The organism is Verrucosispora sp. TAA-831 (assembly GCF_050780145.1).
In the GTDB taxonomy this organism is placed as follows: Bacteria; Actinomycetota; Actinomycetes; order Mycobacteriales; family Micromonosporaceae; genus Micromonospora.
In genome coordinates, this window is sequence record NZ_CP192240.1 from 6,335,294 (window position 1) to 6,349,581 (window position 14,288).

Sequence of the window (14,288 nt, forward strand, 5' to 3'; positions counted from 1 at the left end):
GAGAAAGGCTCTGCTGCCATGATCACCAGGCTTCTGGTCGCCAACCGGGGCGAGATCGCCCGCCGGATCATCGCCACCTGTCGGCTGCTCGGCGTGGAGACGGTCGCGGTGCACTCCGACGCGGACGCCGACGCGCCCTTCGTCGGCGAGGCCGACCGGGCGGTACGCCTGCCGGGGAACACGCCCGCCGAGACGTACCTGCGGATCGACCTGATCCTGGCGGCGGCCCGCCGGTCCGGCGCGGACGCCGTCCACCCGGGCTACGGCTTCCTCGCCGAGAACGCCGACGTCGCGGCAGCGGTGACCGACGCCGGGCTGACCTGGATCGGCCCCTCGGCGAAGGCGATCGCGGCGATGGGTGACAAGCTCGCCGCCAAGGCGTTGCTCGCCGAGGCGGGCGTGCCGATGCTGTCCACCTGGACCGACCCGGACCAGGTCACCGACTTTCCGGTGCTGGTGAAGGCGTCCGCCGGTGGTGGCGGGCGCGGCATGCGGGTCGTCCGGGACGCCGACGGTCTCGCCGAGGCGGTGGCGAGCGCGGGCCGCGAGGCGGCGTCGGCGTTCGGCGACGGCACGGTCTTCATCGAGCGGTACGTCGAGCGGGGTCGCCACGTCGAGGTGCAGATCGTCGGCGACCGGCACGGCACCGTGCTGGCGCTCGGCGAACGGGACTGTTCGATCCAGCGGCGGCACCAGAAGATCGTCGAGGAGGCTCCGGCGGTGCTCGCCCCGGAGCTGCGGGACCGGCTGCACGCGGCGGCGGTGGCTGCGGGCCGGGCCGTCGACTACGTCGGCGCGGGCACGGTGGAGTTCCTGCTCGCCCCGGACGGCGACTTCCACTTCCTGGAGATGAACACCCGTCTCCAGGTGGAGCACCCGGTGACCGAGGCGGTCACCGGACTGGACCTGGTCCGGCTGCAACTGCTGGTGGCCGAGGGCGAGCCGCTGCCGCTGGCGGTGACGCCGCCGGTCGAGGGCCACGCGATCGAGGTGCGGCTCTGCGCCGAGGACCCGGCCCAGGGTTTCCTGCCGGTCACCGGCACCCTGCACCGGTTCGCGATCCCCGGGGTGGTCGGCGAGTTCGCTCCGACGCGTGGGGTGCGGCTCGACTCCGGGGTGCGGAACGGCTCGGCGGTGCAGGTGCACTACGACTCGATGCTGGCCAAGTTGGTCGCCTGGGCGCCCACCCGTGCCGAGGCCGCCCGTACGCTGGCCGCCGCGCTGGCCCGCGCCGAACTGCACGGGGTGACCACCAACCGGGACCTGCTGGTGCGGGTGCTGCGCAGTCGGGAGTTCGGCGCGATGGCGGTCGACACCGGGTTCCTGGAGCGGCATCCCGAGGTCTTCGCCCCGCTGCTGCCGCCCGGCGAGGTGCCGCTGGTCGCGCTCGCCGCCGCGCTGGCCTCGGCGGCGGCGCGTCGCGCCGCCGCACCGGTGCTGGCCGGACTGCCCTCGGGATGGCGCAACGTACCCGCCTTTCCGCAGGTCGCCCGGTTCACCGGCCCGGACGGGGAGGTCGAGGTGCGGTACCGGCTGGACCGGGACGGCTCGCTCGCCGAGTGGTCCACGTCGTCGGAGACCGGGTCACCGGAGAGCAGTGCGCCGGAGGTCACGCTGGTCGGGGCAGGCCCGGACCGGGTGGTGTTCGACGTCGACGGGGTGCGCCGGGCGTACCGGGTGCACCTGACCGGCGCGGTGTTCTTCGTGGACGGCCCGGACGGTGCGGCGGGCCTGACCGAGCTGCCGCGCTTCCCGGCACCCGGCGCGGAGCTGGCCGCCGGGTCGCTGCTCGCTCCGCTGCCCGGGGCGGTGGCCCGGGTGCACGTCGAGGTCGGACGGCGGGTCGCCGCCGGTGACCTGCTGCTGACCCTGGAAGCGATGAAGCTGGAACACCCCGTGCTCGCCCCGACCGACGGCGTGGTCACCGAGCTTCCGGTCCCGGCCGGCGGTCAGGTCGAGACGGGTGCGGTGCTGGCCGTGGTCACCCCCATCGAGGAGGCATCGTCATGAACTTCGACCTCAGCCCGGAGCAGGAGCAGCTCCGCGACGCCGTCCGGTCGCTCGGTCGGCGGTACGGGCACCGCTACTTCGTGGCGAAGGCAAAGGCCGGCGAGCACACCGACGAGCTGTGGCACGAGGCCGGACAGCTCGGCTACCTCGGCGTCAACATCCCCACCGAGTACGGCGGCGGGGGCGGCGGCATCACCGACCTGGCCATCGTCTGCGAGGAGTTGGCCGCCACCGGCTGCCCGTTGCTGCTGCTGGTGGTCTCCCCCGCCATCGCGGCCACGGTCATCGCCCGGCACGGCACCGAGGACCAGCGCAAACACCACCTACCCGGCCTGGCCGACGGCTCCCGGAAGATCGTGTTCGCGATCACCGAGCCGGAGGCCGGATCGAACTTCCACCGCCTCGGCACCGTCGCCCGCCGCGACGGCGACGACTGGGTCCTCTCCGGCCGCAAGTGCTACATCTCGGGCGTCGACGAGGCCGGGCACGTCCTCGTGGTGGCCCGGGCCGGGGACGACACCGCCACCGACGGTGCCGGGCAGCGGTTGAAGCCGGCCCTGTTCATCGTGCCGACCGACGCCCCCGGCGTGACCTGGTCCAAGCTGGACATGGAGATCCTCTCCCCGGAGAACCAGTTCCTGCTCTATCTGGACGAGGTCCGGCTGCCCGCCGACGCGTTGGTCGGCGGGTCGCTCGACGCCGGACTGCCGGCGTTGTTCTCCGGGCTCAACCCGGAACGCATCACCGTCGCCGCGATGGGCGCCGGCACCGGCCGGTACGCCATCGAGCGCGCCTCGGAGTACACCGCCACCCGCACGGTCTGGGGTGGTCGCACCATCGGTACGCACCAGGGCGTGTCCCATCCCCTGGCACACGCGGCGGTCCAGGTGGAGCTGGCCCGGTTGATGATCCAGAAGGCGGCGGCGCTCTACGACGCGGGCCGAGACCTGGAGGCCGGCATCTCCGCCAACATGGCCAAGTACGCCTCCGGCGAGGCCGCCGCGCTCGCGGTCGACACCGCCGTGCAGGCGCTCGGCGGTGCCGGCATGACCACCGAGTACGGGGTGGCCACGCTGCTCGGGGCGGTACGGGCCGGTCGCATCGCCCCGGTCAGCCGCGAGATGATCCTCAACTTCGTCGCGCAGCACGTGCTCGGCCAGGACAAGTCGTACTGAGTCGGGCGCTCACCGACAGGCCGCGTCCACCCGGTGCACCGGGCGTACCCGTCGGCCCAGCCCTTCCAGCAGCGAGTCCTCGACGTGGAAGTCGTGGATCCACAGCCGGTAGCGGGGCAGTTCCTCCTCGGCGGGGCAGAGCACCTGTTCGCGTACGAAGTCGACGGGCACGTACCGGACGCCGCCCCGCTCCTGGAGGATCACCATGTGCACATCGTCGGTGGTCACCACGTGCCCCCGGATCTCCTCGGTGACCTCGGGGGTGGCTCCGACGGTGGTCACGGTGAGCGGCAGCACCGGTGTGCTGATCACGGGCAACGCCGCCCAGACCAGCACCACCAGCACGGCGGCCTGACTCAGTGGGGCGAAGGCCCGCAGCACCACCCGGGGCAGCGGCCCGGCGACGAAGAGCGCCAGCAACGGCGGCACCACCAGCAGCACGATCGGCAGCGGTTCGGCCTGCCGCCACGCGTCGCGCAAGGTGGGGACGAGCAACCACAGATAGCCCGCGTACGCCGCCGTGATCGTCAGCGCGCGGACCGCCGGACGCTCGTGCAGGCGGACCGGCGCGAGCCCGAACGCCGCCGCCAGGGTCGGCAGCAGCAGCGGCAGGTACAGCAGCGGCCAGGTGACCAGGGCCATCAGGAAGCTCGCCGCGATGAACCAGCTCGGTGTGACGTCCATCCAGCGGGCGAAGAGCGAGCGGCGGGCGGTGGCCTCCCGGCTGGCCGCGAGCACCCCGCCGAGCGCGAACACCGCCACCAGCGCGGTGCAGAGCAGGCGGGCCGCCGTGGTGAGGAAGCCGGCCAGCATGTTGACCGGCCCCACGTTGGCCACCAGCAGCAGCGTCGTCTGCAACTCGCCGCCGGCCTCGACGCCGAGCCGGAGCACCGAGAAGACCGCCGGTACGCCGACCACCGCCGTCCAGAACGACTGGCTGGCCCGGGCCCGGCGCTCGCTCCGGTCCACGCCGACCTCCGCGCGCCCACTCGACTTGGCGAGACCGTCCGGCATGGCGCGGTCGTCCACCGGCGGATCCGCCGGGACGGAGGGCGTCACCTGGTACGGCACCGGCCGGTCGGCGTCCGGGGCGTTGCCGGTGGTCGCCGCCGGCGTGCTCATCGCCCCGGCACCTTGTCGTCGAAGTCGACCAGTCGGGGTACGTCGAGCGGTTGTGGTTGCCGCTTCTCCGTCCGCAGCCACGGGCCCAGCGTCCGGTTGTACGCGACCTGCCACGGGCTGATCTCCCCGTTGCGTCCCTGCCGGTAGCTCTTGTCGAGGAAGTACGCCACCAGGTCGCGCAACGCGGGGTCGCCGATGGGCACGCCGATGCCGAGCAGTTCGCTGGTGCCGAAGGGCATGTCCACGATCTCGAACTCGGTCGGATACCGGGCGACGAAACCGGCGAGGATCGTCTCGTCCGAGCTGACCGCGTCGTACCGGCCGTCCAGGATGCCCTCGACGCAGTCGCCGACGTCCTTCACCACCACCGCGCGCACCTGGTGCTGTTCCAGCTCCGCCTCGGTGGTGGAGCCACCGCTGGTGCAGATCTGGAACTCCGGGTTCCGCAGGTCCTCGATGGTCCGGATGGTGTCCCGGTGTCGGCTCGGGACCAGCACCTCCTGCGTGGTCACCAGGTACGGCCCGGCGAAGCTGACCTCCTTCTTGCGCTCCTCGGTGATGGAGAAGCTGGACACCACCAGGTCGACCATGCCGCCCTGGAGGGCGGGGATCCGGTCCTCGGTGGAGACCGACACGAACTCGATCCGCTGGTCGCCCTCGAAGCCGAGCGAGGCGGCGACGTAGCGGGCGATCTCGACGTCGAAGCCGACGTGCCCGCCGTCGCGGACGTCGCCCATCAGCGGCTCGTTGGTCGCCACTCCGATCCGCAGCACGTTCTGCTCCCAGATGTGGGACTCGCGGAGCTTCTCCTGCACCGAGGGCAGTTCCGGCTCCTGCTGGCTGTCACAACCGGCCGCCGCACCCAGGAACAGCGTCAGGGCGACCGCGAGGGTGGTGGCGACCGAGCGGAACCGGGTGGTGGAGAACCGTCCGACCATGGATCACCTCACTACCTTCCGAAGTTGTCATGCCACCGAAAGTAGCGAGTGTCTGCCAGTCGACGCCGCCGCGAAACGCACCGGGGTGCGGCGGGCATCCGACTGCCCGCCGCACCCCGGAAGGTGTGTCGCGACCTCAGCGCGCCGTCGGCGCGCCGAGGGCCGGCATCGGCACGACCACCGGCGGGAGTTGCTTCGGCTCACCGCGGCGCGGCGCGCCCCTGGCCGCCAGGTCCTCCTTGGAGATGTCGACCCGGACGGAGGCCGCCGACTCCGGCAGCTCCTCGAACGGCTGGATGTCACCGTGGCAGACGGTGCCCTTCTTCGGCAGCGTGAGCCGCAGCAGGTACGCGTCGATGGCGCCGGTCGCGCAGGCCGACGAGCCGTACGCGGTGTGGCCCCAGTTGTCGCTGGACAGCAGGCGGCTGTTCGGCAGCAGCCTCGCGGAGGCGACGGCACCGTTGTAGTTGGTGGCCGGGTCCCAGTAGTTGCCGACGACCAGGACCGGGTTGGCGGTCCGCCGGTCGAACGGACCGGTGAAGCGGTCCTCGTCGCGCACCGTCCAGGTGTCCCGGGCACAGGGGGCGGTGAGCCAGGTCCAGTACCGACCGAAGTACGGGTCGCGCTTGTCGGCCTTGGCGGCCCGAGCCGCCCAGGAGGCGGCGTCCTTCGGGTGGTTGGCGTCGGTGCAGTCCACCCCGAGGAAGGTCTCCAGCCCGTTCTCGTACGGGAAGTCGTAGGCGCGGGCCGACTCCCGAGCCTTCTCGGCCCGTCGCAGCAGCGAGGTACGTGCCTGCGTACGTGACGCGTTCGTCGCCGACGGGTCGGTCAGGACCAGCAGTTCCTGGGTGAGGTAGGCGACGTCCATGTACCCGTACGGGCCGTAGAGGGAGCTCGCGATGAAGGCGACGAAGTCGGCGTAGGTGAAGGTGTACTCGCCCAGGTCCGGATCCTCCAGCACCAACGGCTTGGCCTTGAGTCGCTTCGCCACCAGCTCGAACAGGGCGGCCGGGTCACCGGAGGCCAGCGGGCAGGCGTCCACACCGGCGGTCTTGCAGCGCGTGAGGATCTCGCGGAGCGCCAGGTGCGCGCCCTGCGCACTGCGCATCCGGTCCTCCTGGCCCAGGTTCCCGGAGGCACCGGCGCCGAACCACGCCGTCGGGTCGAGCACACCGTCGATCGCGACGGCCCGCACCCGGTCCGGGAACATGTTCGCGTAGTACTGCCCCAGCACACTGCCGTAGCTGAAGCCGACGTAGGACAGCTTCCGGTCGCCGACCGCCCGCCGCAGCACGTCCATGTCGCGGGCGACCTCGGCGGTCGACATCGCGCCGCTGAGCGGCTTGCCGGTGGTCGAGCAGCCCTTGCCGATCCTGATCGCGGCGGCGACGTACGCCTTCTCCTCGGCCTTCGTGTACGGGAAGGCGACGTTCGCCCCCTCGTACGCCCGGGCCTGGTCCTTGACCGACCGGAAGCACCGGAGCTGCTCGCTGGCGCCCACTCCACGCGGGTCGACGCCGACGATGTCGAACCGGTCGAGCACGTCGTCACCGAAGACGTACGGCGCGGCGAGGGCGAAGCTGGTGCTCGAACCGCCCGGGCCGCCGGGGTTCACGAAGAGGCTGCCGATCTTGCGCTTCTGGTCCCGCGCCTTGACCCGCAGGACCGCGATCTCGGTCGTGTCACCCTTCGGCTGGTCGTAGTCCAACGGCAGGTCGACAGTGGCGCACTCGGCGTAGTCGTAGCACTCGTACCAGTCCAGCCTGGGCGTGGGCACGCGGTCGACCCGCAGCCGCTCCAGCAGGCTGGTGCGGTGGGCGACGGTGACGATGCCCGCACCGATCGTGGCGGGTGCGGCACTGGCGGGTACGACCGCCGCTCCGGCGAGCAGCGCGCCGACGAGCCCTGCGGCGGCGAGGTTCCGGATTGGTCGTGGCATGTGGACGCCTTCCGGTGGGATACGGGACAGGTCGAGTCGGACTCGACCTCCGCCACTCTAGAGACGTCGAACGATGGATGCGGTCCAATGAACAGCAACATGTCCGACAATGCAGGCGCCGATGTCACGATTCCCGAATCCCGTAAGCTGGAGTTATCAGGTGTTACGCAGGCGCTCGACCATCTGCTGTTGACAGATCGGCAATCTCCGACATTCTGGACGCGTGAGACGCATCCCCGGACCTGACGCGCGCACCGTGGCGGTGGTCGCCGCACTCGGATCGCTGTGGCTGTTGGTGACACTGATCGTCGGGCCCCGGCAGGATCTGCTGGGAGTCGCGATGGCCCTGGGCTGCGTGCTGCTCGCCATCGTCAGCGGAGTGGCGGTCACCGCCGCCCGGCAGGCCCGCCCGGTCGACACCCCGCCTCCGGCCCCGCCGGTCCACCCGATGGCCCACGCACCCGGCATCGACGCGGACACCCTGGAGACGTTGGGCGACCGGGAGGCAGTCCGGGCGATGCGGGACCGCTACCGCCGCGACGCGAGCCACTGACCTCGCGCTCAGCCGCCGGTGATCGTGGGCGACGCAAGCCCGTCCAGACCCCGCCCGGCCAGGCAGCGGTAGGTGGCGTCGGTCTGCGCGTCGGCTGGCGGCAGCACCTCCAGGTTCCACCCGGTGGGCTTGTCCATGCCGCTGACCAGCCGGAACGTCTCCGTGTTGCAGACCTTGCGAACGCCCGGGTCCGTCACGATCTCGTCGTGGTCGGCGTCGAACAGCGCGCGGGGCAACTCCCCCTCGGCGTAGCTCTCCCAGGTGTGCCGGGTGTCGCACGACACCTGGTCGGCCTCGGCCCGCTGGGCGCGTACCTGCACCGGGCCGAAGCACTCCAACTCCTCCGCGCACCGGGCGCCCTCCGGCAGCACCTCGGGCAGGGTGGCGCAGCCCGGACGGTGCACCCCGGTCGTGATGGGCCGGTTCGGCACGGTGGGCTGGCCGGGCGGGAATCCACCGGCCGCCCAGGCGCCGACCCCCGCCGAGGCGGCCAGCGCGACCACGCCGGTGGCGCCCAGGAACCAGCGCCGTCCCCGGCTGCGCTCGGTGGAGGTGCCGGTGGCCCCGGCGTCGGGTGCCGTACCCGTGCTCCGCGGACCGCCCTGGAATCCGCCGCCGAGCAGGCCGATCGGCGGGCTCGGCGGGCCGGAACCCTCCAGTTGCAGGCCGACCAGCATGTCGTGCAACTGAACGACGGAGGGGCGGTCCGCCGGGTCGTTGGCCATCCCGGCGCGGAGCACGTCGACCAGCTCCTCCGGGATGCCGGGGATGCCGGGAATCGGCTGGTGGAACATCTCCAGCACGGTGACCAGGCTCGGGTTGCGTTCGGTCTGCCAGCGGGGCGGACGGCCGTGCATCACCGCGTAGAGGGTGGCGCAGAGCGCGTAGACGTCCACCGCAGGTGAGGGCGGGCTGTGGCTGAACATCTCCGGCGGGGCGTACGCCGGGGTGAGCACCTCCAGGGCGACCGTGGCGTCGCGCATCTCGGCGACCACGGCCAGCCCGAAGTCGGCCAGGACGGCCGAGTTGAAGTGCGAGTAGAGGATGTTGGCCGGCTTGACGTCGCGGTGCAGCACCCCAGCCGCGTGCGAGTGGGCGAGCGCGTCCGCGATCTTGATGCCGAGGTCCCGCGCCTCGGCGGCGCCCAGCGGCGAGGTACGCATCCGTTCGGCGTACGACCCGTCGCAGAGTTCCATGATCAGGTAGGGGTGCTGGTCGATGGTGACCCCGACGTCGAAGAGATCCACCACGTGCGGGTGCGACGACATCCGACCGGCTGCCCGCGCCTCGCGCAGGAAGCGGGCCTGGTCCCGGTCACTGGCCAGGGTGCGGTTCTCGACCTTGACCGCGACCTCGCGGTCCACCGAGATCTGGGTGGCCCGGTAGACGGTCGCGTAGCCTCCCCGGGCAAAGACCTGCAAATCAGTCAGACCAGGCACGATGGGCGTCGGCAGGGCGCCGGGCGGGGTGTCGGTCACGGTTTCGAAAATACCCAACTGGACCGGCGGCTCAGTGAACCGCATCGGCGGGCGACCGCTCCGGCGAGGTTTCCGCACTGCGTCGGGAGTCCCACCAGAGGCCGGCGGCAGTGGCCAGCGCACCCACGGCCTCCCACGCCGCCACGCCGAAGAACCGGCCGGGCGCCACGTCGGCCAGCACCGCGAGTGTGAACACGGTGAACGTGACCAACCGGAACACCACCGTGAAGCGGTAGAACGCCCGCCACTCGGTGGCGGTGGCGAGCAGGTAGTAGACCCCCATGTTGAACGAGGCCATCGACGAGGCGGTCACGAACACGCCGGTGTAGTCGCCGGGCGCCCGGGTCGCCGGGATCTCGAAGCCGAGCATCCCGAGCAGCGCCTCCGGCCAGAGCAGCCCGACCGCCCCCATCACCAGCGCCAACACGCCGAACACCGCGATCGTCCAGCCGGCGACCGAGCGCGGCAGCCTCATCTGAGCCCTCCCCCTTGACGGCACGACCGCCCATGTTGACCGCCGCGTGCACCGTGCACGGTAGCGGTCGGCCCCGACAGACGACATCACCGGAACCGACAGAACCGGCCGGACCACACCATGTCGACAAGCCGGCGGCGTGGCTCAGCGCGCGTCGCGCAACCGGGTGTACAGCGCCTCGGAATCGGCGCGCTCGCTGCGCTGCTCGGTGGCGAACGACAGGCGTACCGCCTCCTCGGCACTGGTCAACGCCTCCGACGACCGGCCGCAGGCGGCCAGCGCCTCGGCGCGTACCCGGGCCGCGACCACCTGGCTGCGGACGTCCTCGGCCGGCGTGGCCGCCGCCCGGCGGGCCCAGACCAGCGCCTGCTCGCACTGTCCGTGCGCGAGCAGTGCCGAGGCGTAACGCGCCATCGACTGTCGACGGGAGAACAGCAGCGACGGCGAGGTGGCGGCGGCGGTGGCCACCGGGGCGAGCAGTCCGACCGCAGTGCCGGAGTCACCGGCCGCCAACCGGGCCGTCGCCAGCAGCACCCGGGGCCCCACCTGCGCGGGCGCCTGCGGGTTGTGCGGCTCCACACTGGTCAGCACCGATCGCGCGTACTGCTCGGCGCCGGCCACGTCGCCCATGTCCAGCGCCACGAAGCCGCGCAGCGTGCCGGCCATGCCGGTGAGCAGCGGATGAGCCGTCCGGCCGGCGTACTCCAGCGCGTCGGTGAGCAGGTCGGCAGCGTGTTCGGGCTCGCCGAGGCCACGCGCCACCACACCCCGGACGACGAGCGCGAAACCCTGCCCCCACTCGTCGGAGGCGGCGGCGAACTCGCGGTACGCCCGCCGGGCCTCCCGGTCCGCGTCGAGCAGTTCGCCCAACTCCGCGTTGGCGTACGCGTCGACCGCCCGCAGGGTGCCCACCGCCCACGCCTCGCCGACCCGTTCCCCGAAGGGCAGGAAGATCCGGGCCAGCCGACGCGCCTCGCTCAGCCGACCGGCGAGCAGTCGGGCGAAGGCGGTGGTGCCACGCAACCACGCCCGCCCGTACGGATCCTTGAGTTCGGCGAAGAGTCGGGCGGCCCGACCGAGCACCGCGTCCGTACCCGCGAAGTCGCCCCGGGTGGTGGTCACCCAGGCCAGGTTCTGCAACGACCACGCCTGCCCCCGGCGGTCCTGCACCGCCAGGCTGACCTGGTACGCGGCGGCCAACCGGCTACTCGCCTCGCCGAGCCGTCCGGCGAGGAAGTCGGCCATGCCCAGTCGACGCATGGCCGACGCCCGCAGGCTCGGCAGGTCCGCGTCGGTGGCCACCTGCAACGCCTCGCGCCAGCAGGTCTCGGCCCGCCGCAGGTCACCCATGGCCTGCTGGGCCTGCCCGGCGAGCAGCAACGCGCTGACCCGGGTGGTCGCCTGGTCCCCGGCGTTGGCGGCGATCTTCTCGGCCGAGGCCAGCGCGTCGGCCACCCGACCGACCTGGAGCAGCGCCCGCGCGTGCACCACCCGGTCGGAGGCCGGTACGCCGTCCACGCGGGCCAGTTCGGCGGCGCGTTCGGCGTACTCGACGGCGAGAGCCGGCTCGCCCTCGTGCAGAGCGCGGCGGGTGGCCCGGCCGAGCGCGGCGACCCCGAGCGGGGCGACCGCCCGGGCCGGAGCATCCGGGCGCAACGTGACCGCGTCGGCCAACGCGGTGGCCCGCTCGACGTGCTGCGCCACGAAGTCGTCCCGGGCCGCCTCGGTGAAGCCGCTCGGACCGGCCGTGGCGCCGGTCGCGACCAGGTCGGGGCCGCCCAGGCCACTGCTGACACTGGCCGCCGGGCTCGCCCACCGGGCCAGCGCCGCGTGCCGCTCGGCCAGCTCCGCCTTGCTGATCCCGGCGTACGCGGCCTCCCGCATCAACGGGGTGGCGAAGGCGTACCCGGTGCGGGTGCGGTGCAGCATCCGGCGTTGCAGCAGCTCCTCCACGGCCCGGTCCAGGTCGAGCGCGACCACCGCGCCCGGTCGGCCGTCGCGTCCGGCCCGCTGCTCGCGCAGCGCCTGCAACGCCCCCTCGGGCACCGTGTCCCCGACCACCGCCGCGTCCCGCAGCACCGAACGGGCCTCGGCGGGCAACGCGTCGATCCGGGCCGCGAGCACCGCCGCGAGGTCCCGGGAGAGCAGTCGGCTGCCGAGCGAGCCGGGTGCCAGCCGCCAGTCGTTGCGCGCACCGGCGGTCAGCGCGCCGCGCTCCATCAGCAGGGTGACCAGCTCGGCCAGATAGAACGGGTTGCCCTGGGCGGTGGCGAGCAGCCGGTCGGCGTCGGCCTGCGTCAGCCGCCCGCCACCGAGGTAGCTGGTGAGCAGCCGGGACGCGTCGGCGCCGCGCAGCGGCGGCAACGGCTGCACCTCGGCGTCCGCGACCCGGGCCAGCGTGCCGGCGGTACGCACCAGCTCCGGCCGCCCGAGCAGCAGCACGAGGATCGGCCCGTTGAGCCGGGACAGGGTGACCTCCAGCGCGCCGATGGTCTCCGCGGTGGCGTCGTGCAGGTCGTCCACCACCACCATCAGCGGTGCCTCCTCGGCGAGCGCGCTGAGCAGGTCGGCCACCGCGTTGGGCACCGCCTCGGCGTCGGGCGGCGGTTGGGTGCCGGTCCACTCGCTCTGGTCGGTGTGGCCGGCGGCGGGTAGTTCGGCGTATCCGAGCAGGGCCAGCAACTGGTCCACGGCGACCGGGGCGGGCGCGGTGCGGGAGCGGCTGAGGCGCTGCCCGAGTCGACGCAGCCGCTCCTCCACGGCGGCCCGGGTGACCGCGGTGGCCGTGTCGTTGGGCAGGCCGGTGGCGGCGCGTACCAGGTCGGCCAGGGGGGCGAGCCGACGGCGTTCGCCGAAGGCGGCGCAGCGTACCGAGAGGACCCGGGCGCCGGTGTGCGCGGCGTACCGTCCGGCGCCCACGTCGTAGCCGGCGGCCAGGCGCTCCACCTCGGCGGCGAACCGGGACTTGCCGATCCCGGCCTCGGCGGTCATCAGCAGCACCCGGGGCTCACCCCGGTCGATCACCTCGGCCAGTCGACCGGCGACCCGGCCGACCTCGGTCTCCCGGCCCACGAAGGGTGCCTCGTCGCCGAGGCCGGAGCGGGTGCCCGGCGCGTCCAGCAGACCGAGCAGCTCGTACGCCTCGACCGGCTCGCGCTTGCCCTTGAGCCGCAACGGTCGCAGCGCCCGCCAACTGGCGACGTGCCGGGTGGCCGCCGCGGTCCGCGCCCCGGCGTAGACCGCGCCGACGGCGGCGGCGTCGGCCAGCCGCGCGGCGGTGTTCACCGTGTCGCCGATGACGGTGTACTCAATGGCGGCCTGGATGCCGGCGATCACGTCACCGGTGTTCAGCCCGACCCGCAGCCCCAGCGGCGCACCGCCGCCGCGCTCGTCGTCGAGCACCCGACGGACCGCGCGCTGCATGGACAGGGCGGCCCGGACGGCGCGTTCGGCGTCGTCCTCGTGCGCGACCGGAGCACCGAAGACCGCCATGATCCCGTCACCGGTGAGTTTGTCGACGTGCCCGCCGAAGGTCTTCACCGCACCCGCGAGGGCGGCCAGCACCCGGTCGGTGACCGCGCCGACGCGTTCCGGGTCGAGGTCCTCGGACCAGGAGGTGAAGTCGGACAGGTCGCCGAAGAGCACGGTGACCACCCGACGCTCGGCGGCGGGCAGGGTGGCGGCGGCCGGCAGCGCGGCACCGCAGTTGTGGCAGAACCGGGCGCCGGGCACCGCGACGGTTCCGCACACCGGACAGGTCACGGTCGGTCCAACCTCGCGGCGTCACCCTCGGATTCCCGGTCCAGGTACTCCAGTTGGGCGCGCACGGACCACTCCGCCGCCCACCACAGCGACCGGTCCACGTCGGCGTAGACGACGGCGACCACCTCGGCCGGGGTCCGCGCTCCGCCGTCGCGCGCCGCCCGGACCTGGTCCAGGCGGGCCCGCCGGTGGGCGAGGTAGAAGTCGGCGGCGGCACCGCAGTCGGCCAGCGCCGGACCGTGGCCCGGCAACGCCGGGATCCCCCGGTACGTCGAGAGCAGTTCCAGGCTGGCCAGGTAGTCACCGAGGTGGCCGTCCGGGTGGGCGACCACGGTGGTGCCCCGGCCCAGGATGGTGTCGCCGGTGAGCACCACCTGCCGGTCGCCGTGCTCGGCCAGGAAGCAGACCGAGTCGGCGGTGTGCCCGGGAGTGGGTACGAGTCGGATCGTCAGCCCGTGCCCGGCCACCTCACCGGCGGCGTCGAGCGGCGGTCCGCCGATGCTGTGCGCCGGGTCGGCGGCGCGTACCGGTGCCCCGCCGAGCAGGTCACGCAGGCGCGGCGAGCCCTCGGTGTGGTCCGGGTGCCCGTGGGTGATCAGCACCAGGCCGACCGGCCCCCACTGGGCGATCGCGGCCAGGTGTGCCTCGTCGGCCGGTCCCGGGTCGACCACCACGCCGTACTCCGCGCCCGGGGCGCGCAGCAGCCAGGTGTTGGTGCCGTCCAGCGTCATCGGCCCCGGATTGGGTGCCCGCAGCAGCGTCACCCACCCCGGCAACTCGCTGGCGAGGGCGGTCACCGCCCCCGTCACATGCCCTCCCATGGCTGCGATCGTACG

The 14,288-nt window shown here is 73.1% G+C and carries 10 protein-coding genes; 3 read left to right on the plus strand and 7 right to left on the minus strand.

The annotated features are described in order from the left end of the window. The first annotated feature begins 18 nt into the window (after positions 1-18). Positions 19-2,010: a biotin carboxylase N-terminal domain-containing protein gene (locus ACQVFL_RS28255; protein WP_431727952.1), complete on the plus strand. Its 1,992-nt coding sequence runs from the start codon at positions 19-21 to the stop codon at positions 2,008-2,010. Next, positions 2,007-3,185 carry an acyl-CoA dehydrogenase family protein gene (locus ACQVFL_RS28260; protein ID WP_396689724.1) on the plus strand — a complete coding sequence of 393 codons (1,179 nt, stop codon included), beginning with the start codon at positions 2,007-2,009 and terminating at the stop codon, positions 3,183-3,185. The genes ACQVFL_RS28255 and ACQVFL_RS28260 overlap by 4 nt, the downstream gene beginning before the upstream one ends. A gap of 9 nt (positions 3,186-3,194) precedes the next feature. On the opposite strand, the gene ACQVFL_RS28265 is transcribed toward ACQVFL_RS28260, so the two are convergent. The 3 genes from ACQVFL_RS28265 to ACQVFL_RS28275 form a co-directional block, all read right to left on the minus strand. Further along, positions 3,195-4,307 carry a hypothetical protein gene (locus ACQVFL_RS28265; RefSeq protein ID WP_396689723.1) on the minus strand — a complete coding sequence of 371 codons (1,113 nt, stop codon included), beginning with the start codon at positions 4,305-4,307 and terminating at the stop codon, positions 3,195-3,197. Then, positions 4,304-5,245, minus strand: a complete 942-nt coding sequence (locus tag ACQVFL_RS28270) for a transporter substrate-binding domain-containing protein (protein ID WP_396689722.1) — start codon at positions 5,243-5,245, stop codon at positions 4,304-4,306. The genes ACQVFL_RS28265 and ACQVFL_RS28270 overlap by 4 nt, the downstream gene beginning before the upstream one ends. Before the next feature lie 136 nt (positions 5,246-5,381). Then, complete coding sequence (locus tag ACQVFL_RS28275) at positions 5,382-7,184, minus strand: alpha/beta hydrolase (protein ID WP_431727953.1); 1,803 nt, start codon at positions 7,182-7,184, stop codon at positions 5,382-5,384. A gap of 223 nt (positions 7,185-7,407) precedes the next feature. Between ACQVFL_RS28275 and ACQVFL_RS28280 the strand changes: the two genes are divergently transcribed. Then, positions 7,408-7,737, plus strand: a complete 330-nt coding sequence (locus ACQVFL_RS28280; RefSeq protein WP_396689720.1) for a hypothetical protein — start codon at positions 7,408-7,410, stop codon at positions 7,735-7,737. An 8-nt stretch (positions 7,738-7,745) separates the two neighbouring features. Here ACQVFL_RS28280 and ACQVFL_RS28285 read toward each other — a convergent pair whose 3' ends face one another. From ACQVFL_RS28285 to ACQVFL_RS28300, 4 genes are all read right to left on the minus strand, one after another. Continuing rightward, positions 7,746-9,215: a serine/threonine-protein kinase gene (locus ACQVFL_RS28285; RefSeq protein ID WP_396689719.1), complete on the minus strand. Its 1,470-nt coding sequence runs from the start codon at positions 9,213-9,215 to the stop codon at positions 7,746-7,748. A gap of 31 nt (positions 9,216-9,246) precedes the next feature. Then, positions 9,247-9,690 carry a hypothetical protein gene (locus ACQVFL_RS28290; protein ID WP_396689718.1) on the minus strand — a complete coding sequence of 148 codons (444 nt, stop codon included), beginning with the start codon at positions 9,688-9,690 and terminating at the stop codon, positions 9,247-9,249. A 144-nt stretch (positions 9,691-9,834) separates the two neighbouring features. Next, positions 9,835-13,452, minus strand: coding sequence for an adenylate/guanylate cyclase domain-containing protein (locus ACQVFL_RS28295; RefSeq protein ID WP_431727954.1), 3,618 nt, complete (start codon positions 13,450-13,452; stop codon positions 9,835-9,837). Next, positions 13,449-14,273, minus strand: coding sequence for an MBL fold metallo-hydrolase (locus tag ACQVFL_RS28300; protein ID WP_396689716.1), 825 nt, complete (start codon positions 14,271-14,273; stop codon positions 13,449-13,451). The genes ACQVFL_RS28295 and ACQVFL_RS28300 overlap by 4 nt, the downstream gene beginning before the upstream one ends. Between the last annotated feature and the right edge of the window lie 15 nt (positions 14,274-14,288).

What these genes read in the sequence shown, in the direction of transcription:
- ACQVFL_RS28275 (WP_431727953.1), bottom strand. Translation starts at nt 7,184, where the DNA reads ATGCCACGACCAATCCGGAACCTCGCCGCCGCAGGGCTCGTCGGCGCG.
- ACQVFL_RS28255 (WP_431727952.1), top strand. Translation starts at nt 19, where the DNA reads ATGATCACCAGGCTTCTGGTCGCCAACCGGGGCGAGATCGCCCGCCGG.
- ACQVFL_RS28290 (WP_396689718.1), bottom strand. Translation starts at nt 9,690, where the DNA reads ATGAGGCTGCCGCGCTCGGTCGCCGGCTGGACGATCGCGGTGTTCGGC.
- ACQVFL_RS28260 (WP_396689724.1), top strand. Translation starts at nt 2,007, where the DNA reads ATGAACTTCGACCTCAGCCCGGAGCAGGAGCAGCTCCGCGACGCCGTC.
- ACQVFL_RS28300 (WP_396689716.1), bottom strand. Translation starts at nt 14,273, where the DNA reads ATGGGAGGGCATGTGACGGGGGCGGTGACCGCCCTCGCCAGCGAGTTG.
- ACQVFL_RS28265 (WP_396689723.1), bottom strand. Translation starts at nt 4,307, where the DNA reads ATGAGCACGCCGGCGGCGACCACCGGCAACGCCCCGGACGCCGACCGG.
- ACQVFL_RS28270 (WP_396689722.1), bottom strand. Translation starts at nt 5,245, where the DNA reads ATGGTCGGACGGTTCTCCACCACCCGGTTCCGCTCGGTCGCCACCACC.